Source organism: Aggregatilinea sp. (genome assembly GCF_036822615.1).
Taxonomy (GTDB): Bacteria; Chloroflexota; Anaerolineae; order Aggregatilineales; family Aggregatilineaceae; genus Aggregatilinea.
The window spans coordinates 233,424-255,957 of the sequence record NZ_DAISHJ010000001.1; the positions used below are offsets into that span (position 1 = coordinate 233,424).

23 protein-coding genes are annotated in these 22,534 nt (G+C 62.6%); 12 read left to right on the plus strand and 11 right to left on the minus strand.

The genetic code is table 11. The annotated features are described in order from the left end of the window. Nucleotides 1-82 precede the first annotated feature (82 nt). Nucleotides 83-2,737 (plus strand): valine--tRNA ligase, encoded by a 2,655-nt coding sequence (locus V7116_RS00955; protein ID WP_324389465.1) that lies wholly within the window; start codon nt 83-85, stop codon nt 2,735-2,737. A 128-nt stretch (nt 2,738-2,865) separates the two neighbouring features. On the opposite strand, the gene V7116_RS00960 is transcribed toward V7116_RS00955, so the two are convergent. Genes V7116_RS00960 through V7116_RS00970 form a run of 3 tightly spaced genes read right to left on the minus strand, consistent with a single transcriptional unit; the run spans nt 2,866 to nt 3,972 of the window. Continuing rightward, on the minus strand, nt 2,866-3,102 hold the full coding sequence (locus V7116_RS00960) for a HEAT repeat domain-containing protein (protein ID WP_324389467.1): 237 nt from the start codon (nt 3,100-3,102) through the stop codon (nt 2,866-2,868). Between the two features lie 24 nt (nt 3,103-3,126). Further along, nucleotides 3,127-3,444 carry a HEAT repeat domain-containing protein gene (locus tag V7116_RS00965; protein ID WP_324389469.1) on the minus strand — a complete coding sequence of 106 codons (318 nt, stop codon included), beginning with the start codon at nt 3,442-3,444 and terminating at the stop codon, nt 3,127-3,129. A gap of 9 nt (nt 3,445-3,453) precedes the next feature. After that, complete coding sequence (locus tag V7116_RS00970; protein WP_324389471.1) at nt 3,454-3,972, minus strand: HEAT repeat domain-containing protein; 519 nt, start codon at nt 3,970-3,972, stop codon at nt 3,454-3,456. A 177-nt stretch (nt 3,973-4,149) separates the two neighbouring features. On the opposite strand from V7116_RS00970, the gene V7116_RS00975 reads away from it, so the two are divergent. Continuing rightward, nucleotides 4,150-5,142 (plus strand): sugar phosphate nucleotidyltransferase, encoded by a 993-nt coding sequence (locus V7116_RS00975; RefSeq protein WP_324389473.1) that lies wholly within the window; start codon nt 4,150-4,152, stop codon nt 5,140-5,142. A 15-nt stretch (nt 5,143-5,157) separates the two neighbouring features. Then, nucleotides 5,158-5,574 (plus strand): rhodanese-like domain-containing protein, encoded by a 417-nt coding sequence (locus V7116_RS00980; RefSeq protein WP_324389475.1) that lies wholly within the window; start codon nt 5,158-5,160, stop codon nt 5,572-5,574. 68 nt (nt 5,575-5,642) lie between these two features. Here the strand turns inward: V7116_RS00980 and V7116_RS00985 are convergent, their stop codons facing one another. The 3 genes from V7116_RS00985 to V7116_RS00995 form a co-directional block, all read right to left on the minus strand. Next, a complete protein-coding gene (locus tag V7116_RS00985; RefSeq protein ID WP_324389477.1) occupies nt 5,643-5,900 on the minus strand; it encodes a glutaredoxin domain-containing protein in 258 nt (85 codons plus the stop codon). 87 nt (nt 5,901-5,987) lie between these two features. Further along, entirely contained in the window at nt 5,988-6,284 is a 297-nt protein-coding gene (locus V7116_RS00990) for an anti-sigma factor family protein (RefSeq protein WP_324389479.1), read from the minus strand. Next, nucleotides 6,281-6,901: an RNA polymerase sigma factor gene (locus V7116_RS00995; RefSeq protein ID WP_324389481.1), complete on the minus strand. Its 621-nt coding sequence runs from the start codon at nt 6,899-6,901 to the stop codon at nt 6,281-6,283. The genes V7116_RS00990 and V7116_RS00995 overlap by 4 nt, the downstream gene beginning before the upstream one ends. Nucleotides 6,902-7,121: 220 nt before the next feature. Between V7116_RS00995 and V7116_RS01000 the strand changes: the two genes are divergently transcribed. The 4 genes from V7116_RS01000 to secF all read left to right on the plus strand — a co-directional run bounded on the left by V7116_RS01000 (nt 7,122) and on the right by secF (nt 11,052). Further along, entirely contained in the window at nt 7,122-7,580 is a 459-nt protein-coding gene (locus V7116_RS01000) for an OsmC family protein (RefSeq protein WP_324389483.1), read from the plus strand. A 9-nt stretch (nt 7,581-7,589) separates the two neighbouring features. After that, a complete protein-coding gene (locus V7116_RS01005; RefSeq protein WP_324389485.1) occupies nt 7,590-8,195 on the plus strand; it encodes an HDIG domain-containing metalloprotein in 606 nt (201 codons plus the stop codon). Nucleotides 8,196-8,499: 304 nt separating this feature from the next. After that, nucleotides 8,500-9,990 (plus strand): protein translocase subunit SecD, encoded by a 1,491-nt coding sequence (secD, locus tag V7116_RS01010; protein ID WP_324389488.1) that lies wholly within the window; start codon nt 8,500-8,502, stop codon nt 9,988-9,990. Nucleotides 9,991-10,014: 24 nt separating this feature from the next. Beyond that, entirely contained in the window at nt 10,015-11,052 is a 1,038-nt protein-coding gene (secF, locus tag V7116_RS01015) for a protein translocase subunit SecF (protein ID WP_324389490.1), read from the plus strand. A gap of 99 nt (nt 11,053-11,151) precedes the next feature. Here secF and V7116_RS01020 read toward each other — a convergent pair whose 3' ends face one another. The 3 genes from V7116_RS01020 to V7116_RS01030 form a co-directional block, all read right to left on the minus strand. Beyond that, entirely contained in the window at nt 11,152-11,655 is a 504-nt protein-coding gene (locus V7116_RS01020) for an OsmC family protein (protein ID WP_324389492.1), read from the minus strand. Between the two features lie 72 nt (nt 11,656-11,727). Further along, entirely contained in the window at nt 11,728-13,572 is a 1,845-nt protein-coding gene (gene mutL, locus V7116_RS01025) for a DNA mismatch repair endonuclease MutL (protein WP_324389494.1), read from the minus strand. An 82-nt stretch (nt 13,573-13,654) separates the two neighbouring features. Beyond that, nucleotides 13,655-15,139, minus strand: coding sequence for an ATP-binding protein (locus V7116_RS01030; RefSeq protein WP_324389497.1), 1,485 nt, complete (start codon nt 15,137-15,139; stop codon nt 13,655-13,657). A 232-nt stretch (nt 15,140-15,371) separates the two neighbouring features. On the opposite strand from V7116_RS01030, the gene V7116_RS01035 reads away from it, so the two are divergent. The 3 genes from V7116_RS01035 to V7116_RS01045 all read left to right on the plus strand — a co-directional run bounded on the left by V7116_RS01035 (nt 15,372) and on the right by V7116_RS01045 (nt 18,702). Then, nucleotides 15,372-16,529, plus strand: a complete 1,158-nt coding sequence (locus V7116_RS01035) for a response regulator (protein ID WP_324389499.1) — start codon at nt 15,372-15,374, stop codon at nt 16,527-16,529. A gap of 117 nt (nt 16,530-16,646) precedes the next feature. Continuing rightward, nucleotides 16,647-17,408: an SIR2 family NAD-dependent protein deacylase gene (locus tag V7116_RS01040; protein WP_324389501.1), complete on the plus strand. Its 762-nt coding sequence runs from the start codon at nt 16,647-16,649 to the stop codon at nt 17,406-17,408. 4 nt (nt 17,409-17,412) lie between these two features. Beyond that, entirely contained in the window at nt 17,413-18,702 is a 1,290-nt protein-coding gene (locus tag V7116_RS01045) for a sensor histidine kinase (RefSeq protein WP_324389503.1), read from the plus strand. A gap of 69 nt (nt 18,703-18,771) precedes the next feature. Here V7116_RS01045 and V7116_RS01050 read toward each other — a convergent pair whose 3' ends face one another. After that, a complete protein-coding gene (locus V7116_RS01050; RefSeq protein ID WP_324389505.1) occupies nt 18,772-19,728 on the minus strand; it encodes an MDR/zinc-dependent alcohol dehydrogenase-like family protein in 957 nt (318 codons plus the stop codon). Between the two features lie 115 nt (nt 19,729-19,843). On the opposite strand from V7116_RS01050, the gene V7116_RS01055 reads away from it, so the two are divergent. Both V7116_RS01055 and V7116_RS01060 read left to right on the plus strand, forming a co-directional pair. Next, nucleotides 19,844-20,191 (plus strand): hypothetical protein, encoded by a 348-nt coding sequence (locus tag V7116_RS01055; protein WP_324389507.1) that lies wholly within the window; start codon nt 19,844-19,846, stop codon nt 20,189-20,191. Between the two features lie 173 nt (nt 20,192-20,364). Next, the gene (locus tag V7116_RS01060) at nt 20,365-21,375 is read left to right on the plus strand and encodes a class I SAM-dependent methyltransferase (protein WP_324389509.1); all 1,011 of its coding nucleotides are present in this window, start codon (nt 20,365-20,367) and stop codon (nt 21,373-21,375) included. Here V7116_RS01060 and V7116_RS01065 read toward each other — a convergent pair. Continuing rightward, on the minus strand, nt 21,372-22,496 hold the full coding sequence (locus V7116_RS01065; RefSeq protein WP_324389511.1) for a muramidase family protein: 1,125 nt from the start codon (nt 22,494-22,496) through the stop codon (nt 21,372-21,374). The two genes, V7116_RS01060 and V7116_RS01065, sit on opposite strands and share 4 nt — an antisense overlap. Nucleotides 22,497-22,534: the final 38 nt, after the last annotated feature.

Genomic DNA, 22,534 nt, shown 5'->3' on the forward strand with positions numbered 1-22,534 from the left:
TTTGATGACTACACGAAATTTCTGCGAGGCGATAGGACTGCCTCTTTCCGTTCGTTCCTGAACAGCGCGCCACGAGGACATTATGACGACTAAGTTCACCGCAACAAGCGAGATGCCGACGCTCTTCGACTTCAACGACCAGGAGATGAGCATCTATCACTGGTGGCAAGAAAACGGCTGGTTCAAGCCCGAGGTTAACCCCGGTGCAGACCCGTTCGTAATCGCCATCCCGCCGCCCAACGTGACTGGCGCGCTGCACAACGGCCACGCGATGTTCGTCAGCCTGGAAGACCTCATGATCCGCCACGCCCGCATGAAGGGCCGCGCCGCGCTGTGGATTCCCGGCGCGGACCACGCCGGGATCGCCACGCAGCTCCAGGTCGAGCGCCTGCTGCGCAGCGAGGGCACGAGCCGCCAGGAAGTCGGGCGTGAGGAATTTCTGCGCCGCACCTGGGAATGGAAAAATAAGTACGCGGGCCGCATCGAAGACCAGCTTCGCCGCCTCGGCGCAAGCTGCGACTGGGATCGCGAGCGCTTCACGCTCGATGAGGGCCTCTCCCGTGCCGTGCGCGAAGCCTTTGTCACGCTCTGGGAACAGAGACTGCTCTATCGCGGCCCGCGCCTGATCAACTGGTCGCCCGGCCTGCAAACCGCCGTCAGCGACCTGGAAGTGGAGCGCGTCGAGGAACAGGGCAACCTGTACTACTTCAACTATCCGGTCAAGGGCGGCGGCAGCCTGCCCGTGGCGACCACGCGCCCCGAAACCATCCTGGGCGATACTGCCGTGGCGGTTCATCCCGAAGATCCACGTTATAAAGATCTCGTCGGCAAAACCTGCATCGTGCCGGTGCTCAACCGCGAGATCCCCATCATTGCGGACGAATATGTGGACCGCGAGTTCGGTACCGGCGCGGTGAAGATCACCCCCGGCCACGACCCGAACGACTACCTCATCGGCCAGCGCCACAACCTGCCGGTGATCAACATCATGAACACCGACGCCACGCTGAACGCCAACGCCGGTCCTTACGCGGGCATGGACCGCTTCGACGCCCGTAAAGCGCTCTGGGCCGATATGGAAGCCCAGGGCATCACCCTGCGCGTCGAGCCGCACAAGCACGTCGTGCCACGCTCGCAGCGCGGCGGCGAGATCGTGGAGCCGCTCATCAGCACCCAGTGGTTCGTGAAGATCGAGCCGCTGGCCGAAAAAGCCCTCGGCGCGGTCCGCGATGGGCGCATCAAGATCATCCCCGACCATTTCGAGCGTGTCTACTTCAACTGGCTCGAAAATATCGAGGACTGGTGCATCAGCCGCCAGCTCTGGTGGGGCCACCGCATCCCCGCGTGGTACTGCGACGACTGCGGTGAGGTCACCGTCACGCGCGAAGATCCCGAGCACTGCGCCCACTGCGGCAGCGGCAAGCTGCGCCAGGATCCCGACGTGCTCGATACGTGGTTCAGCAGCGGCCTGTGGCCGTTCAGCACGCTCGGCTGGCCGGAGCAAACGCCCGATCTACAGCGCTACTACCCGACCAGCGTCATGGAAACGGGCTACGACATCCTGTTCTTCTGGGTCGCGCGCATGATCATGATGGGCATGTGGTTCACTGATCAGCCGCCGTTCCATACCGTCTACCTGCACGGCCTCGTCCGTGACGAGCACGGGCGCAAAATGAGCAAATCCTACGGCAACGTGATCGATCCAATCGAAACCGTGGACAAGTACGGCGCGGACGCGCTGCGCTTCACCCTGTTGACCGGCAGCGCCCCCGGCGCGGACCTCAACCTGGCTGAAAGCCGCATCGAGTACAGCCGCAACTTCGGCAACAAGCTCTGGCAGATGTCCCGCTTCACGTGGGCCAATCTCGACGGCTACACGCCTCGCGCCGAGCCGGACGTCACCACGCTGGATCTGCCCAGCCGCTGGATTCTCAGCCGCCTCTCGAAGCTCATCACCAACGTGGACCGGCTGTTCGAAACCTACCAGTACAGCGAGGCCGGGCGCCAGATTCTCGACTTCATGTGGAGCGAGTTTGCCGACTGGTACGTGGAGATCAGCAAGAACGCGCTGTACAGCGGCGAGGGTGAAGACCGCGAGCACGCGCTTGACGTCCTGTCCTACGTGATCAACGCCGGGCTGCGCCTGCTGCACCCGTATATTCCGTTCATCACCGAAGCCATTTGGACCTACCTGTCCCCCGATGGCAAGCCGCTGATCCTGTCTTCGTGGCCGGTTGCTAACCCCGCCCACATCGACGATGCAGCCGAATCCGACTTCGCCGTGGTGATGGACCTCGTGCGCGGCATCCGCAACGTCCGCGCCGAGTACCGCGTGGAGCCATCCCGTCGCATCACCGCGCACATGGATGCCGGATCGCACGCCGCGCTGCTCGAAGACTACAAGAGTCTGTTCTCCCGGCTCTGCAACGTCAGCGACGTCGATCTGCTTCAGACCGGCAGCGCCGCGCCGGAAAACGCCGCCGCGACCGTGTCCGCCGATGTCACGGTCTACCTCCCGCTGGCGGATCTGGTCGATCTGGATGCCGAGCGCCAGCGCCTGAGCAGCGAGCTGGATAACCTTTCGCAGCAGATCACCCGCACCGAGGGGCTGCTCGCCAACGAGAACTTCGTCAGTCGCGCCAAGCCCGACGTGGTCCAGCGCGAGCGGGACAAGCTGGCGACCCTTACCGCCAGCCGTCAGGCTGTCCAGGAACGTCTCGACGCCCTGGCCGAATAACGCCCCCAACTGATACGCAAACGAGCCGCGCTCTTGTGAGTGCGGCCCGTTTCATTTCATCCAGTGCTTGAACGCTGCCACCATATTTCCATAGGGGCAGGTCGTAGATCCGTGCAGCGTTGTGCGCCTTACTCCGCCGGATTCTCGCCCTTTTCGCGCAGTTTGAGGTACAGCACCCGCCCGGCCTTTTGCGCCGTGCGCCGCACCGTCTCGTCAGGATCGGTCCGGAAAAGGGTTTCCAGGGCGCTGTAGGCTTCGGTGGCTTCCAGCAGCGCTAGCTCCTCGATCGATTGAATCCGTATGCTCGGGTTCTTGTCCGACAGGCGCAACATATGGTAGGCGATCAATTTTTCCGACGCCGACATAAACTCGATCTCCTGTAACTGGTTCTACGACGACTGTCTGCCCGATTTGTTTGCTTGCACGCGTGCCAGGGCTTCAGCAGCTTTCTGCTGTTCGTTTCCGCTCGATACGCCGCTCATCCACGCTTGCCGTACCGCGCTGTAATAGATACTTTTTCCGGCCTGCTGCGCCAGCAAGCGCGTTTCCGGATCGGGATCGGTGGCAAAAAGCTCGCCCAGCGCAGGCAGCGCACCCGGATGGCCGAGCACTTCCAGCCCGCGAATGCACTCCGCGCGGGTCGCGCTGTCCTGAGCGCTGCTCAGGCGTCCCAGCCATACTTTGAGCGTCGTGTCTTGATCCGGCATCGCGTCCCGCTACTTTACCCTCAAAAAGGTCAATCCCGCATCCAGTAAATCGCTGAAATCGTCGGGGCCGTCCACACTGAGCGGAGCCGCGCCATCCGGTGCGGGTAGCGCGGGCACGCTTTCGTCATTCTCCTCGCGCGGCGTGCGCAGCAGTTCTTCCATCTGCCGCTGGTAAGACTGTTCTACGGCGAAATGCCACGCCCTGTTTTTGCCCTTATCCGTCAGGCTCAGTTCCAGCTCGGCCAGAAACGCCTCTTCGCGGTCTTCGGTTTCCCGGCGTTCGTACAGCGCCTTGATCGCCTCGCGCGTGGAATGTCCGCGTTCTCGCGCCGCGCGCAGAATCCCGGCGGTCCATAGCGCGACCTCGCGCACGCCCGGCTCAGGATCGCGCGCGGTCATCCACTCCACCGCCCGCAGCGCCTCGGTTTCCTCGACCATCGCCAGAATGCGCAGCGTCTCCACGCGCACCCGCGGATCGGGATCGCGCAGCCTCTGCGGCAGCGCCCTTATGTCCAGTTCCGTATCCATAATGCTCAGTATAAACAAATCCGGTCTGCGTGCCACTGTCGCACCTGCCTATGCTATAATCGCAGGCCGTATGTGTCGCCTCCAACCTCGCTGCCCGGGCTGCATCCAATCGCACAAAACTGCATCAAAACAGGAGTGGCCTGCTGCCGCGGAGGGATCAAAGAAGGGAACGTCGTTGTGATCCAGCAAGCCGTAATTCTGGCCGCCGGGCGCGGAAAACGCCTCGGCCAGTTAACCAAAGATCGCCCCAAATCCATGCTGCCCGTGTTGGGCAAGCCGATCATCGCCCGTGTGATGGATCGCTTCCGCGATGCCGGGGTACGCCGCTTCGTGGTTGTCGTGGGCGAAAACGACGGCCAGATGGCCTCTTACCTCAACCAATCCTGGTATCCCGACGCCGACATCCGTTTTGTGATGCAGCCCGTCCCCACCGGCACGGTCGATGCGCTGCTGGCCGCCGCGCCGCATCTTGACGGGCCGTTCCTGCTCACGGCAGTGGATAACCTGACCTCCCCCGCGCACATCTCGAACCTGATCACGCGTTTTCACGAACACCCTGATCATCTCGCGGTCGTCAGCCTGCTGGAAGGCAGCCCCGCCGATATCCGCAAATCGTCCGGCGTGGTCCTGAACAACAGTCGCGTTGAGGAAATCATCGAAAAGCCCGACCAACCCCGTACGTCGTGGCTGTCGTTTATGCTGTACGCGTTCGCGCACGACTATCTCGACTTTCTACCCGCCGTACCCGTGTCCCCCCGCGGGGAGCGCGAGCTGGTCAGCGCGATCCAGGCCGGGATCGAGCAGGGCCGCCGCGTTGGGTATGTCATTGCCGACTGGCGCCTGCACCTCACCCGCGAACTGGACCTCTACGCCATCAACCGGCAGTTCCTGCGCGAAGGCCGCGACACACACATTCTCAGCGAAATCCCGGACTCGGTGCAAATTACGCCGCCGGTCCGTATCGATCCAAACGTTAGTGTTGGCCCCGGGGCGGAAATTGGTCCCAATGTGTACCTGGAATCGGGCGCGACCGTTGGGCAGCGCGCAGTCGTCAAAAATGCCGTATTGCTTCGCGGCGGTGTCATACCCGCCGGGGAGCACTGTGACGGCGAGATTATCGGCAACGGCGTGCGGCTGGTCGACCCGGATTCCTCTCATCCCGCAGCATAAAGGAGAAGCAAGACGATGTCCAAATCCGTACGGTTCCTCATCCTGATCCTGGTCGTCCTCGCGCTGGCGCTGGCCGCGTGCGGCGGCTCTGACGATAAGCAGGCGTCAGCCACTTACCAGACCATCAGTGTGACGGAAGCTCAAAAGCAGTTGCAGGCCAATCCCGACGCGATCTTTGTGGATGTGCGCACCGCTGAGGAATACGCGACCGGCCACGCCGAAGGCACCGTGCTCATCCCGCTCGACGAAGTTTCCGACCGCGCCGCCGCTGAGCTGCCCAAAGACAAGGACATCTACGTAATCTGCCGCAGCGGTAACCGCAGCAAGTCCGCCTCCGAGACCCTGATCAGCCTGGGATACGAGCACGTCTACAACGTCGACGGCGGCACGAATGCGTGGTCCTCTGCTGGCCTGCCCATGTCCAGCAATTAGCCCGACGTCCGCAAAAAAACAGGCGGCCTACGTGGCCGCCTGTCCTTATTCCTCTCGTCACATTCCAGCTACTGCGACAGCAACCGGTCGATCTCGGGGCGGTTGAAGCCCACCACGATCCGCCCGTTGATGTCGATCACCGGCACACCCTGCTGGCCGCTCCGCCGGACCATATCCCGTGCGGCGGCAGCATCACGGCTCACGTCCACGTCGCGGAACCGGATACCCTGCTGGCGCAGATACTGCTTGGCGTGGTTGCAGTGCGGGCACGACGGGGTGCTGAAAACGATCACACGCTTCTTTTTAGTCTCAGTTTCCTTCGGCATAGTTCCTCACCTGCTAGTTAAAATGACTATGCGAAACGCAGTGCGTACAAGTCATTAGATGCAGCAGATGCTCTCCGGGTTGCGCCTTTACCGCGATTCGCTGCCGCTTCCGTCGCCATTGCCGCGCTGGGGTTTCAGATCCAGCACCGCGTACAGGCGTTCCTTCACCGCGTTCGGCAGATCGGGTGCGGGAAGCTGGCGATAGAGCGAGATCGTTTTCGTCATGGTGTTCACCACGACCCGGCAGTTCTCACACGCCGCCATGTGCGCTTCCAGCTCGCGGCACAATTCAGGATCGAGATCGCCGTCCACGTAGTCTGTCAGGCTCGCCAGATAGCGCCGGCATTCGCCGTTTTCGTGATGATGGTGGCTTGTAACGCTCATGCCTCACCTCGATTTCTGGACTCAGCTATCACCGGACCCTGAGAAAAATAGGCGCTCAGGCGCTCGCGCAGCTTCAGCCGTGCGCGCATCAAGCGGCTTTTGACCGCCGGGACCGACAGATCCAGCGCCGAAGCGGTTTCTTCCGTCGAAAGCCCTTCGATGTCGCGCAGAACAAACACGCTGCGCAGTGTCGCCGGGAGATCGTCAATGGCGCGGGCCATTTCTTCGCGCGCCTCGTCCCGCAGCAGATCGTCTTCGGGCAAACAGCAAAAGTCGAATAACTGCCTCGGCAGCAGGTCCCCGTCGTCGCGCTCGATCGGTTCATCCACCGATACCTGCTCCGGTTCCTTGCGCCGCAGCCGCATCAGGGCCGCGTTGGACGCAATCCGGTACAACCAGGTGCTCATGCTCGATCGCGCTTCGAACTGGTCAATCGACTTAAACGCGCTCAGGAACGTTTCTTGCAGCACATCTTCCGCGTCCGCTTCGTTCCCCATCATGCGCAGCGCCAATCGATATATGCGCGCCGCGTTTTCTTCGACCAGTTGGGCATAGGCGGCTTGGTCACCAGCTTGCAGCCGCGCCACCAGATCCGTGTCGTGTTCTTCGGTTGGCATCGCTTCTCTCAGGCAGTTGAGATCCAGTTGATACCCGAATCTTACCCTACCCTCGGCGCGATCCCAAACGTGAATGCCCATCTACTACTATTAGATGCAGTTTCGGCCCTCACGTTGCGCCCCGCTGCGACCCTGGCTGCATTCTGCGCATCTAAGTCAATGGATGTCACTTTACCGTACAATCTGGCCGGACGGATTCATCTAACGGAGGCACACCCTTATGGCTGGCAAGAAAAGTTCGCGGCTGGTCCTGCGCGACGACATGATCTTCACGGGCTACAGCAGCAACGGCTACAGCATCCCCATCGATGCGCGTCCCGGCGTCGGCGGTCACGATGCGGGCGTCTCCCCCGTGGAATTGGTGCTTACGGCGCTGGGCGGCTGCACAGTGATGGATGTATTGAGCATCCTGCGCAAGAAGCAGGAACAGGTTACCGGCATGGAAGTCTTCGTCGAAGGCGAGCGCGCCGACGAACACCCGCAGGTCTACACGTCGATCACAGTACGCTACGTCGTCACCGGGCGCAACATCAAGCCCGCGTCGGTCGAGCGCGCCATCGAACTCTCGCGCGACAAGTATTGCAGCGTCTCCGCGATGCTGCACCCAACGGTACCGATCAGCTATACTTACGAGATCGTCGAAGCAGGCGAACTGGAGCCGGAGCCTGCCGTCAAGTAGGAGCAGATCATGAACCGTGAGCAAGCGTGGCAGTTGGTCACCGAGTGGACCCAATCGCAAAGTCTGATCCGGCATATGCTGGCCGTCGAGGTCGCCATGCGCGCCTACGCGCGTCACTTTGGCGAAGACGAAGACAAGTGGGCCGTGACCGGGCTTCTACACGACTTCGACTACGAGCGTTATCCCGACATGACCGCCGCGGATGGGCATCCGTTCACCGGGATACGCGTGCTGCGCGAGATGGGAGTCGATGAGGACATCGTGCTGGCGATTGCCGCCCACGCCGCAGAGCGCACGGGTGTCGAGCCGGAAACCCTGATGCAAAAATCCCTCGTGGCCGTGGACGAGCTGACCGGCTTCCTCACGGCGGTTGCCCTCGTGCGCCCGTCGAAAGATATCCGCGACATCACCAAGATCAAGTCGGTGCGCAGCAAATGGAAGGATCACACCTTCGCCGCTGGCGTCCACCGGGGTGAGATCGAGCAGGCGGCGGACGCGCTCGGCGTCGATCTGTGGGAAGAACACGTGCCGCGCGTGCTCGACGCGATGAAAGATATCGCGGACGAGCTTGGCCTCGCGGGCGACTCGGCATCCTCTGCAGCGCCGGAAAACTGATCCGGTCCACGCTGCCCGATTTCCCCCTTCTCCCTGCGTGTGTGGGAGAAGCAGAACCAGTGAATACGGTGTACGTGGGGAAGCTTCTGGCCTCCCCACGTTTCGTTTTTGACGCCTCCGCGCTACTCGGCAGCACACACCGGAATTTCTCATCATCTCATACGACACCTGTAACTCCTACTTGATATTGCAAAACCTTAGCGTTATCATCGCGCAGCTTGTTCAAAAGCATAGGCAGTTTGTAGGTCTTTTAGCCTCAGCCACCTTCAACAGCTTTCACAACCTGCTCGAGAGGATTTAAGACATGAGAGGGTATCGCCTCTGGCTGGTGGTTATTGTGCTGGTCACCGTAGTTTGCGGGTGGATCTCATTGCCCAGTAACCCCGGCATACATTTAGATTGGAACGACGATGGAGACTACAGCGACCCGTTTGAGATGAACAAGGATCTCAAGGTCGTGCAGGGTCTCGATCTACAGGGCGGCTCGCGCGTTTTGCTTCGCGCTGCTCTGGATTCAGATCAATATGACGACAGCACGATGGATCAGGCCGTGAAACGTATCGAGCGTCGTGTCAACGGCCTGGGCGTTTCCGAAGCCGTCGTCCAGAAGCAAGAAGGTGGACGTATCATCGTCGAGCTGCCGGGCGTGAGCCAGCAGGAAGTCGCGTTCAACGCGATCAAATCCACCGGTTTGCTCGAATTTGTGGACTTCTCGACTGCCGGGAGCATCCCCGAAGGGACCTGCGTCCTGACGACCGAGCAGGTGAAGATCGCAGAAGCGCGTCTGGCTGAAGGCGAAACGGCCCAGGCCTATTCCGACTACACCTGCGAAGGCCAGACCGCCGACGCGCCCGCCGATTCGGCGCAGCTCCAGTCCGACGGCACGCCTTTCCAGACAATCATGACCGGTGCAGGCCTGGCCGATGCCGCCGCAGCCAACATTGGAACGGTCACATTATCGTGGGCTGTCAACTTCGTCCTGCGCGATAATGGCGAGGGTGTCGATAACTTCGTGAACTTCGTCGCCAGCCACGCCAACCAGAACATGGCGATCATCCTCGACGGTCGTCTCGTCTCGGCTCCGACCATCCAGTCCGACCTCGCCAGTGCGGCGGCGGCGGGCACGATGGACAGCGGCATCATCACCGGCAACTTCACCCGCGACGAAGCCGAAGTACTAGCCGCACAGTTGAAGTACGGCTCGCTGCCCATCCCGCTGGACATCATCGCCTTCGACACCATCGGCCCGACCCTCGGTGAAATCTCGGTGGACCGTTCGATCCGCGCGGGTATCGTCGGCGTCATCACCGTGCTGATGTTCATGCTGATTTACTACCGCATCCCGGGCATCGCCGCAGACCTCGCCCTGATCTTGTTCGCGCTGATCAACTTCGCGCTGTTCAAGTTCATCCCGGTCACGCTGAGCTTGCCTGCGATCATCGGTTTCTTGATATCCATCGGTACGGCAGTAGACGGTAACATCCTGATCTTCGAGCGCATGAAAGAAGAACTGCGCAACGGGCGCACGATGGATCGCGCCATCGACGCAGGCTTCGACCGTGCATGGACCTCCATCCGCGACTCGAACCTCTCGACGATTATCATCTGCTTCATCCTTTACTTCTTCGGCAGTGCCTTTGGCGCGAGCGCCGTCCGCGGCTTCGCCATCACGCTGGGCATGGGTTTGGTCATCAACCTGTTCACCGCCGTGATCGCCACGCGCACATTCCTGCACACGATGGTCCTGCTCGTTGGCGGTCAGCTGCGCGCCCGTCCGCGCCTGCTCGGCGTCTAGTCGCGTCCGAAGGGAGGCTACGACATGTTTCAGTTCGCACAACGCCGTAAGTACTACTTTTTGCTGTCGGCCTCGGTGATCATCCCCGGCATCATTGCGATGATCATCTCGACCATCACCTATAACAGCCCGATCCGCCTGAGCATCGACTTCACGGGCGGTACGATTGCCGAGTTCTCGTTCATCGACAACGTAGGCGAACAGCAGATCCGCGATGGACTGGCCAACTTCGGCCTCGACGACATCATCGTGCAGCGCCTTGACCCCATCTCCACGGATGAGATCAGCTCGGATGTCGCCCTCGAACCGGCAGGCAGCCGCTGGCAGATCCGCATGGATAACCTGACCGACGAACGCCTGAACGAGCTGAAGGCTTACCTTCAGGAAAACGTCAGCCCGTTCTGGTCGCCCCAGTCGGAAACAGAAGACCCGCTGCGTGAAGCAGCCATCACCACCAGCAGCGTTTCGCCCACGGTCGGGCGCGAAGTGACGCGCGCCGCCCTGCTGGCGACCCTCGCCGTCGCGGTGATCATCCTGTTCTTCATTGTGTGGGCCTTCCGCCGCATCCCGCATGCGTTCCGGTACGGCGCGTGCGCCATCGTGGCCATGTTCCACGACATCCTGGTGACGATGGGCGTCATGTCGATCCTCGGCCTGCTCTTCGACTGGGAAGCCGACGCGCTGTTCCTGACCGCGATCCTGACCGTCGTCGGGTACTCGGTGCAGGACTCGATCGTCGTGTTCGACCGCATCCGTGAAAACATCCCGAAGTATCGCGGTGAATCGTACGATACCGTCGTCAACCGCAGCGTGCTGGAAACCATTCACCGGTCCCTGGCGACGCAGTTGAACGCGATCTTCGTGTTGATCGCCATCCTGCTCTTCGGTGGTGAGACGATCCAGCAGTTCATCGGCATTCTGCTGATCGGTATGATCAGCGGGACGTACTCGTCCATCTTCAACGCCGTGCCGCTGCTGATTTCGTGGGAAAAGGGTGAAATCCCCTTCGTCAACCGCGAAGCGAAGCGCCGCCGCCAGGAAGAACTCACCGTCGCACCCTAAGCGTCGGTGGTACAATCACAGCATCAAAAAGGGCGGCCCGCTTCCTGGGTCGCCCTTTTTCGTTCATCGAATCTGAGATCGAGTCTGGCCGCGCCGCCCCTACCCTGCCCACGTCGTTTCGATGGCGGGCGGATGCAGAATCGTCTGCATGACCACGCAGTACTGTTCCGCTTTTTCGCGCAGCTTGGCGCGCTGTTCCTCCGTCGCTTCCGGCGCGTCGAGATCGAACCGCACGCGGATCGCCTGGAAACCGACCGGGGCCTCCCGCGAGACGCCCAGCGTCCCGCGCAAATCGAGATCGCCCTCGACCGTCACCTCGATCCGCTCCACCGGCACGCCCATCGCCGCCGCGACCATCTGGCACGTGATCTGCGCACATGCCGACAGGGCACCCAGCAGAAGATCGCCGGAACAGGCGGCGGTCCCTGCTCCGCCCACGCCCTGATGGGCTTCCGCCGCATAGATCGCCCGGCCAATGTCCACCGAGCACGACAGCGGCGTACCGGTCTGGCTGCCCTTCGCCGTCAGCGTGATCTGGGCGGCCCGTTCGTCCTCACGATAATGATTCTTGAGCGGTTTTTGAATCGAACGCAGATCGATCATGCTGCCTCCTTGGCCCGGATGGGCGATGACGAAACGGTGATGATCCCGGTCGTGAGGCAGAAGCGTTTTCGCCTAGGTACGACCGAACTGTTTTGCCAGTTCCTCGCCGCTGATGTGCAGCATCGTCGGGCGGCCATGCGGGCACGTGCGCGGCGATTCACACCGCTCCAACTGCCGGATCAAGCCCTGCATCTCGTCGTAGCTCAATGTCTGCCCGGCTTTGACCGCCGCGGTCTTGCACACCCGCCGCACCAGTTTTTCTTCCAGCGTCACTTCGCCCGGCTCGTTGCCGCTTTCCAGGTCCTGCACGATCATCTTCATCACGTCGCCCGGATCGCGGTCCGCCAGCAGCGCCGGGATCGCCCGCACGCGAAATGTGCTCGCCCCGAACGGCTCGATCTCGAAGCCCAGATGCGCCAGCAGATCGAGCGCCTCCTCGACGCGCTGTGCTGACGAAGGTGACAACTCCACCGTTGCCGCATCGAGCGTGCGCTGCGCGACCGGTTCCATCGCGGCGTGCTGCGCCATAAACTGCTCGTACAAAATACGCTCGTGCGCGGCGTGTTGGTCGATCAGGTACAGCCCTGCCGGACCCTCTGCCACGATATACATCGCGCCCACCTGCCCGATCACGCGCAGGATCGGCAGCGTGCGCGGGCGGGCCGGTCGCCCTACGCTGTCGGGAATTTCGGTCGGCTTGGGCTGCGGCTGCGGGCGCGTCGGCATCGGATAATCGGCGCGCTGGTGCGCAAAGCGCCCAGGATCGAGCGATCTTAGCTCCATGCGGAGCTGTTCCTCGCCGGGAACCATCGTGCGCAGCGGGCGCGGATCGGGCCGGTTCTGTGGCGCGGGACGCCATCCCTCTTCAACGTTCTGATACGGGTCGCCGCCAATCGGCGGCACGGGAGCCTGATCAACCACCGCCCGCCGCACCGCGCGCTGCACTGCCGAAAACACCGCCTCCGGCGCGCGGAAGCGCACTTCGGCTTTGGTCGGGTGCACGTTGACGTCCACTTCTTCGGGCTGCATGGTGACCATCAGCACCGCCATCGGATAGCGCCCGCTGGGAATCAGCGTATGGTACGCCTGCGAAACCGCGTAGGTCAGACTCTGGTCGCTGATCGCCCTGCCATTCACGAACAGGATGATCTGCGAGCGGTTCGAGCGATTCAGGTTCGGCGTAGACGTAAACCCGTAGACCTCGATCGGCGGCAGATCCGGGCGCGTCGGCGGCTGAGGGCTGACCTCCAACATCTCCTTGAACGTTTCCAGTCCAAAGACTTCCACCAACACATCCGCCACATCGCCGCTGCCGGGGCTGTGAAACTGCTCGCGCCCCTCCATGATCAGCCGGAAGCGCACGTTGGGATACGCCATCGCATAGTTCGTCACCAACTGCATGACGTGGCGGCGTTCGGTGCTGTCTGCTTTGAGGAATTTCAAGCGTGCGGGCGTGTTAAAAAACAGGTTCTCGACCGTAACGACCGTCCCGGCGGGCGCGCCCGCCTGCCGCGCGTAGCGCATCTCGCCGCCTTCGACCTGCACCGTCGCGCCGATCTCTTCGCTCCGTGCGCGTGAAACGATCGTTGTGCGGCTCACGGCGGCAATGCTCGCCAGCGCCTCACCGCGAAAGCCCAGCGTCAGGATATGGTTCAGGTCGTCCACCGTGCGCAGCTTGCTGGTCGCGTGGCGCGCAAACGCCAGAGCCAATTCGTCCTGCTCGATGCCCTGGCCGTCATCGCTGACGCGGATCAGTTTTTTCCCGCCCTCCTCGATCTCGACCGTGATCGAGGTTGCCCCGGCGTCGAGCGCGTTTTCGACCAGTTCCTTCACGGCGGAAGCAGGACGTTCTACGACCTCACCGGCTGCGATTTGCGCCGCGACTGTGTCCGGCAGAACTTGAATGGATCCACTCATCGCGTTTCTTCCCAATTGAAAACAAGCCCCGGTCGGGCCGGGGCATCAGACAGGCATTTCATGTACTGCGTGCAGCGCGTCGTTACGTCGCGCTGCTGGGTTTATTATACCCCTCCAAAGGGATCATAAGGGTGAAGGTGCAGCCGTGTCCAGGCTCGCTGTCCACCCACACGTCTCCCCCGTGGCGCTGCGCCACGTTCTTGACGATGAACAGACCCAGCCCGTTCCCCTTGACCCGCTCCCATTCCTTGCGGCGGATGCGCACGTTGCGCCGGAACAGTTTCTTCTGGTCGTTTTTGCTGATGCCCAGCCCGTTGTCGGACACACGGAATTGCAGGCTGCCATCGACCACGCCCACCATGATATCGACCGCCCCGCCTTCGGGCGTATACTTGACCGCATTTTCGACCAGATTGGAAAACGCGCTGCCTACCATGCCTTTGTCGAGGTTCATTACCGGCAGATCGGGTTCGATCGTGCTGCTGAAAGACAGCCCCTTTTTATCCGCCGCTGCCGCCATGCTGGTCACTACCTTCTGCGCCAGCTCATTGACATCGGTGGCTTCGCGTGCCAGCTCGTAACTGCCCGTTTCGGGATCGAGCCTGCCCGCTTCCAGGATTTTCTCGACCATGTCCGACATCTGCATGACGCCGGAGCCGATCTTCTCCACAAACGAGGTCTGCCGCTCGTTGAGGGGGCCAACCAGCCCCATCATATCGCAGTAGCCCTTCATGAAGGTCAGGGGGGATCGCATATCGTGGGAGACGGTGCTCAAAAAGTCCGATAGGTTCGCGTTCACGCGCTTAAAATGCGTGATGTCCCGCAGCCACAGCACGCGTCCCATCTCGTCCCAGATCGTCACTTCAGCGAGGCTGGGCGAATATGTTTTGCCGTTTGCGCCTTCAAATTCCGCCGTATGCAGCGGTTGGGTTTCCCGGTCCGCCTGGAGCAGCGCGGCGAGTTTGGCCGTCTCCGCGAAATCGGCCAGCGTGCGGCCTTGCGCGGTTCCCGCGTCGATGTGCAGGGCGTCCTGCGCCGCCACGTTGAGCAGCAGAATTTCCAGCGAGTCCCCCAGGACGATCGCCGGATCGACGGCGCTGTTGATGATCGCCGCCATCCACTCCCGCTGGCGTCGAGTGCTGGAGAGTGTTCTGGCGCGGTCCACCGTCAGCGCGGCCTGCGTCACCAAAATTGCCAGCAGCGTGTCTTCGCTCTCGGTCCAGACCGGCATTTCATCGAATGCCAGCCACAGCGCCCCGCAAAACTGACCGCCAACCTGAAGCGGCGCAGCAGCGATCGCCTGCACGAGATCGGGCAGCGACCCGGCAGGGCATACCTCGCCCGCGGGAACGCTGATCAATTCCCCTGCTTCGTGACCCTCGACGGCGAGCAGCACAGCGTGGTCCGCTTCGGTCACAATGTCTGTTAATACACCATGCCCGTATACAGCCCAGTTATCGACCGGCTTCACCAGCACCAGGCGAGCACCACGGGCCGCGGCAATCTGCTCTGCGCCATCCAGGACTACAGTGAGCGCCTGTTCAACGGCATCCGGTTGGTCTGCCAACTGCCTGACCACCGACAAGAGTATGCTTTGTTGGCTTAACTGAATTTGAAGCTCGTCCACTACCGCCTTATCCTACGGGTTGCAACAGACTTACGATAACGAAATTATAGCACCGGGCGCGAGGTGGCGAAAGCGCCCCTAAGTCCCGCCATTGAGCCTTGCAGCAGGGATCTATCCGTGCTACACTCCGCAATATCCAAGTAGGCGGGGGTAGCCTGAGGATACGAGCCGGATGTCTGAGCGGATTCTCATAGTAGACGACGATGTTGACAGCTTGAAGCTGATCGGACTGATGCTTCAGCGTCAAGGCTATGAAGTGCTGGTTGCCAGCACTGGACAGCAGGCGCTTGCAAAAGCGAAAAATGATCGTCCCGACTTGATTATCCTCGACATCATGATGCCCGATATGGATGGCTACGAGGTATGCCGCCGCTTGCGGCACGACCCCACCACGCAGCCAATCCCCATCATCATGTTCACGGCCCGCGCGATGGTAGACGACAAAGTCGCCGGATTTGAAGCCGGTGCTGACGACTACCTCACCAAACCCACCCACCCCGCCGAGCTGGCATCGCGCATCAAGGCGATCCTCGCGCGCAGCGCCGCCCAGAATCGCGCGGCGGGCAGCCATGCCCTCACCGTTGGATTTATCGGCGCAAAAGGCGGCCTGGGAACCACCACCCTCGCGGTGAATGTCGCCGCGGCGCTCGGCCAGAACGACCCGACCATTCTCACGGACTTCCGGCCCGGCGTGGGCACGATCGGCCTCTCACTCGGGTTCGGTCGCTCGACTGGCATCGCCAACCTGCTCTCGCGCCCGGCCAGCGAGATCACGCCCCGCGCCATCGAAAACGAAATCGCCACCCACAACAGCGGCCTGCGGCTGCTGCTGTCGTCTGCCCGGCCCAAAGAAACCCTCTTGATGATCACGCCGGACAGCGCCTCAATGATCGTGCGTCACCTGCGCACGCTGGCGCGCAACGTCGTAGTCGATCTCGGCCCCAGCCTCACCCGGCTCTCGGCGCGCATCTTGCAGGAAGCGGAGCTGACCGTCCTGACGGTCGAGCCGACCCGGATCGGCCTGACGATGGCGAACGATCTGATGCACGAGCTGGACCAGATCGGCATCTCCGAGTCCCGCATCAGCATCGTGCTGGTGAACCGTGCCCAGTCGAGTCTCGCGGTCCCGTGGCAGGAAGCCGAAAAGATCCTGAATCACCCCATGACCGCGATCATTTCCCCGGCCCCTGAAGTCGCCTTCCAGGCGGCGGAAGCGGGGGTTCCCATCGTGCTGTTCCAGCCCAATGCCATCGTGGCGAGCCAGTTCACCAAGCTGGCCGAAGAGATCAGCACGCGCAGCCGCGTTATGGCGGGAACCGGCAACACATAAGGGGACTCCTTCCACCAGCCATGCTTCAGCAGGCATTTTCCCGGCCCGGTTTCCTCAGCCCCTCTCCGGCGCCTGTCCATTGCTGGCTGTCCGCCGGCATCCGATCGCGGAGCCGCCATGGACATTGAGGACATGGTCCAGGCCGCGCTCGATCTGATCCGGCATGGCCGCTACGTCGTCGCGCTGACCGGTGCGGGCGTCAGCACCCGGTCCGGCATCCCCGACTTTCGCAGCCCGACCTCGGGCCTGTGGGAGCGCGCCAATCCCGCCGAAGTCGCCAGTCTCTACGGCTTCCGCCATCACCCGGAACGCTTCTACGACTGGATCAGGCCCCTCGCGCATCTGATCTTCGACGCCCAACCCAACCCGGCCCATCTGGCGTTGGCGCAAATGGAAACCCTCGGCCACCTGTCGAGCATCATCACGCAGAACATCGACATGCTGCATTCCCGCGCCGGATCGCACATCGTCTACGAGGTTCACGGCCATCTGCGCGAGGTAACGTGTATTCAGTGTTTCAGCACCTACCCTGCCGAGCCGCTCATTCAGGAGTTTTTCCGCACAAACACGCTGCCGCGCTGCCCAAAATGCGGAAATGTGTTAAAACCCAACGTGATCCTGTTTGGCGAGCAGCTGCCCGCCGTCCCGCTGATGGCCGCGCGCCGCGAAGCGCACCGCTGCGACGTGATGCTGGTCGCCGGGTCGTCTTTGGAAGTGTATCCCGCCGCCGATCTGCCTTTGATCGCCCGGCAGTCCGGCGCGTCTCTGATTTTGGTCAATTTGGCGGAAACGCCGCTCGATTCGCTGGCCCAGGTCGTCATCCACGCCGACGTGGTAGATGTCCTGCCCCGTCTCGCCGCGGCGTTAGAAAGCGATTAGTCCCATGACAGATCAGTCATCACTACCCGCTGCCATGCCTGCCGATCATCAACAGGTCGTGGCGCGCTACGAACACTTGTTGGAAATCACCCGCCAGTTGAACTCCACACTCGATCTCGGCGCGCTGCTGAACCGGATTGTCGCCGCCGCAACCGAGCTGATCAACACCGAGCAGGCGTCGATTCTGCTGCTCGATCCCGGCACGGGCGAGCTGCGCTTTGAGGCCGCGTCGAACCTGAGCGGCAGCGCGATGGCCGCGATCCCCGTCCCGATGGAAGGCAGCCTGGCCGGGTGGGTCGCCACGCACGGCGAGCCGGAAATGGTCAACGATGCGCGCAGCGATTCGCGCTGGTTCGCCAACGTAGATAGGACGATCAAGTTCACGACCCGCAATCTGCTGGCCGTGCCGATGAAAATCAAGAACGAAGTGATCGGCGTGCTGGAAGTGATCAACAAAAACGGCGACGAGTTGTGGACCGCCGACGACGTTTACACGTTGACCACGCTCGCCAGCCAGGCCGCGATTGCCGTTCAAAATGCGCGCCTCTTCCAGCAAAGCGACTTCATCGCGGAGATCGTGCACGAGCTGCGCACGCCGTTGGCCGCCCTGCGCGCCAGCACCGCCCTGCTGATGCGCGCCAACATCCCCGAGCCGCGCCGCGACGAGATGCTGCGCACCATGCACGAGGAAACTGAGCGCCTGACTAACATGACCACCGATTTCCTCGACCTCGCCCGGCTCGAATCGGGGCGAGCACGGTTGGAAACTCATGAGTTCAGCGTCATGGAGCTGATCGAGGAATGCGTCACCGTGATCCGCGAGCAGGCCAACGAGCACCAGATCGAGATCGTGATCCGGGGCGAGGATCGCCGCACGGACGCGGATCGCACCAAGATCAAGCGTGTGCTGCTCAACCTGCTCACCAACGCGATTAAGTACAACCGCGACCAGGGCCGAATCTACTGCACGTTGGAGCGCCGTGACGATCTCACCGCCTCGTGCGGCCTGATCGTGCTCATTCAAGACACCGGGCACGGTATCAGCGCGGAGAATCAGAAGCACGTCTTCGAGAAGTTCTACCGCGTGAATGAGGCCGAATCGACCACGGGAACCGGCCTGGGCCTATCCATCGCGCGGCGCATCATTGAGGCGCACGGCTGCGAAATGGGCCTCGCCAGCGAGCTAAACGTGGGCACAACCTTCTACTTCACGCTGCCCATCGCCCACGCGCAGCCGCGCCGCGAGCCGCCCGCCAGCGCCGTCTTCTCGCGCCCCAAAGACCCATCGCAGTAACCCGCGCCAAACAGACAGGGGCGATTCGTGAATCGCCCCTGTGCATCCAATATCACCAACCAATCGGTGTTACGGCGTCAGCAGCACCTTGAGCATCCCCGGCTCCGAGGCGTGCTCGATCGCGGCGGGCGCGTCGTCTAGCGCATAGCGCGCGTCGATCATCGGGCAAACGTCCACCAGTTTTTGCTCTAACAGGCGCAGCGCCGCCGGGAACGGGCCGCACCGGCTGCCCACCACGCGGATCTCGCTCACGGCGATGCGCGTCAGGTCGGCGCGTGGCATACCGTGATAGGTGCTCTTGAGCAGGATCGTGCCGCGCGCCCGCACGAGGTCCAGAGCCGCCGCGAAGCCGTCCTCCTGCCCGGTGCAGTCCACGACGATATCCGCCGCCTGCCGCTCCAGCGCCTCGTAGCGCACCGCGCGAATGCCCCACTTCTCCAGCAGCGCCGCGGGCTTGTCATGTCGCACCACCACCGACAGATCCGCTCCGGTCAGGCGCAGCACCTGCGCGCACAACAGCCCCAGCTTGCCCGCGCCGATCAGCACGACGAGATCGGTCGGCAGCACATGCACCGCTTCGAGCATCTGGCACGCCGCCGCCAGCGGCTCGACAAACACCGCCTCCTCATCAGAGACCGTTTCCGGCACGGCGTGCAGGTTCTGCACCGGCAGCCGGAACACGTCCGCGAACGCGCCGTTATAGTCGTGGATGCCCAGTGTGCGCCGGTTGCGGCACTGCGTCGGCATACTCCGGCGGCACATGTCACACTCGCCGCACGTAATATTGATCTCGCCCACGACGCGCCGCCCCAGCCACTCACGCGGCCCCTCAATCACCTCCCCGACGAATTCGTGGCCCAGCGTCCCGCGAAAGTTCCGGTAGCCGCGCATCAATTCGAGGTCCGTGTTGCAAATGCCCGCCAGCCGCAAGCGGATCAAGGCTTCGTCCGCCGCCGCGACGGGATAAGGCCGCTGCACGACCGCCAGCCCATCCTCATAAACGACTTCCCGCACGTCGAGATTCATCCGCTTCTCCTTTGCCCTGGCCTAAGTCTACCACGTTCGGCGCGAGCGCAGCTTGTCATTTGCCCGTGCCGCTTTTATAATCCCTGCCTGCACCCACACCAGGAGAAAACCCTCTATGAAACGTGGCCTCGCGCTTGTGCTGTTCTTGATGCCGTTGGTTTTGATCGCTTGCTCCAACCAGACCGCGCTGTCGTTCACCAATCACACGGAATGCGGCACCGCCACGATCACCATCACGGACCCCACGTCGGGCAGCAATAAAGATTACACGCTCGAAGAAGGCAAAGAGGTTACCATCGAGATCGACCACGGCGTCACCTACCGCTACAACATCGTCTACGCCGGACGGCCAGACAGCGACCTCACCTGCGAAGACAAGAGCGGTTCGGTGATGGTGCCCAGCCGTGGGCAAAGCTCCAACTTCGAGCTGATCAGCGCCACGCCAACGCCCACTGCCCAATAGCAACGATCAAGCGCCGCAGCGCGTACTAGAGACGTAACGATGATACAGGTGCCGCCGGGAGCGGTGCCTGTATTTGATCGTCTCTCCAAAGGGCCCCGGCACAGCCCGGCCCGGAGATCACACTCACCAGTCCAGTTTTACACTTGCACAACACACAGGGGGAAACTCATCACGTGCAGCCGACCCAGCCGCTCGATCATGCCCTCAAGTCACACGCCAACGCGCGCTTCCAGCGCTTTTCGCAGAGCCCCCTGCGCGACCTCAGCGCGCCGTCCGAAGCGTTCTGCACGCTGCCCGCGCCTTACCTCGGTTTCCTGGCCGATCACGCGCCCGCCGTTCACGACTGGCTCGACGTGTGTGTCACCGGCAGGGATGCTCGCCAGCGCTCGCAGACACTCACGTTTTTCGTCGGCAGCATGACGCACTTCATCCAGGCGAAAAACCAGTTCATCCCGCTGGGGCGCGAACAGGTCCACACGCTGACCGACATTTACGACGTGTTCCTGGCCGATTTCCGTGACACCCTGCGCCCCGTCCCCTCGCCGCGCCGCCTGGGCGTCCAACTGCGGCAGGTGCTGGCCGCGCATCAGGCCGATCTCGAACAGTTCGTGCGCGATCTCGCCCACGTCTACGGCAGCGACTTTGTCTTCAGCGAGCCGGTCTGTCACGAATATTCGCCCGCCCTCCAATTGAGCCTGCTGCACGCGCCCCTCGACCGCCTCGCAGAGCCGGTGCTCGATCTCGGCTGCGGCCCGCGTGGGCAGCTCGTGCGGCATCTGGCCCGGCAGGGCAAAACCGTGGTCGGCATCGACCGCGCCGCCAGCCCTGATGCGCTGCTCTTGCAAGCCGATTGGCTCGATTTTCCCCTGGAGCCGGGGACGTGGGGCACGATCATCTCGCACATGGCGCTGTCCAACCACTTCCTGCACCATCACTTGCGGCAGGACGGTCACCCGGAACAATACGCGTGTGTCTACATGGCGGCGCTGCATGCGCTCAAGCCGGGCGGGAGCTTCTACTATACGCCCGGCCTGCCTTTCATCGAGGATCTGCTGCCGCGTGGGGAGTTTAGCGTGGAGCGGTTCCCGGTCACGGAACTTAACGGGACGCCCACCGACCGCTTGTTCCGCGATCAGTTGGGCGTCCCGGTCTTGTACGCCTGCAAAATCACGCGGCGCGGTTAGCCGCCGTTCGTCCAGGTAAAGGTGCGCTCCGCCATCGCCGTATTGAGCGGGTACGCCACGCCGTCCTCGCCCACGCGGATCACGGACACCTGCCACGCGAAGCTGTGCGGCTGGCCGTCTGCGGGCAGGTATTCCGGCGGCACGTCCAGCGACAACTGGCGCGTATCCGTCTGGTAGGTGCTGCCGGTCGTGTCGTCACGCAGGGTCACGCGGTAGCGCTCGTCGGAGGCCAACGGCCCTGTCGATACCCACGACAGCCGCACCTGTCCCGACACCGTCGCCCCATCCAGGGGGAACACGGCCTGAGGAGCCGCGTGCGTCGGTGTGGGTGTGGGCGTCTCGCTGCCCGTCAGCGTCGCGGTGACGGTAGGCGTCGGCGTTGCGGCGGGCACATACAGCTCCTGCCCCACGCTCAGTACCGGCGCGGGCGCGCAGCAGCAGTTGGAGCTTTCCCACGTACAGGCCCGGCAGTCGATCCCGTTCGGATTGGCGTCGGGCTTCTGATTCAGGTCGCAGACGGTGCGCATGGTCGTGTCGTTGCCGATCGCCACACTCATCAGCGTATCGCCTTCCTGCACCGTATAGCTCGTCGTCGCGTAGATGCTCGCCGCTTCGCGCGTGACCATCGGCGGCGCGCTGGTAGCGATCGCCGTCTGCGTCATATCCGCGCCCACTTCGGTCGGCGTCAGCGTCGGGCGCGGCACGAGGATCGTCGTGCCGGGGCCGGGCAGCACGCAGGGCCGCGCCAACTCGTTCATCTGCGCGATGAGCGGGATCACGTCCAGGCTGCTGTGCCCGAACTGGTAGGCGATGCCCACGCAGTCGTCGCCGGACTGGACCGTATATTCATATGGGCCGGGCGTATCGGTCGGCAGCGGGGTTTCCGTCGCGGGCAGCGGCTCGGATGTACTCGTGGATGTGATCGTCGGCGGCAGCGTCGGTGAAGGGCTGCGCGTTGGGCCGCCGGGCGTCTGGGTCGGAGCAGCGGCAATCACGGTGGCGGTACTGGATGCCGGGGGCGGCGTTGGGGAATCGGGGATCGGCTGCTCGTCATCACTGCCGCATGCTGCCAGCAGCAGGGCCAGCAGCAGAACGGGCATAAAAAGCCATCTACGAGACATCGTTAGGGTTCCTCTCACTAAGTCCGCTCAGCCCCCCA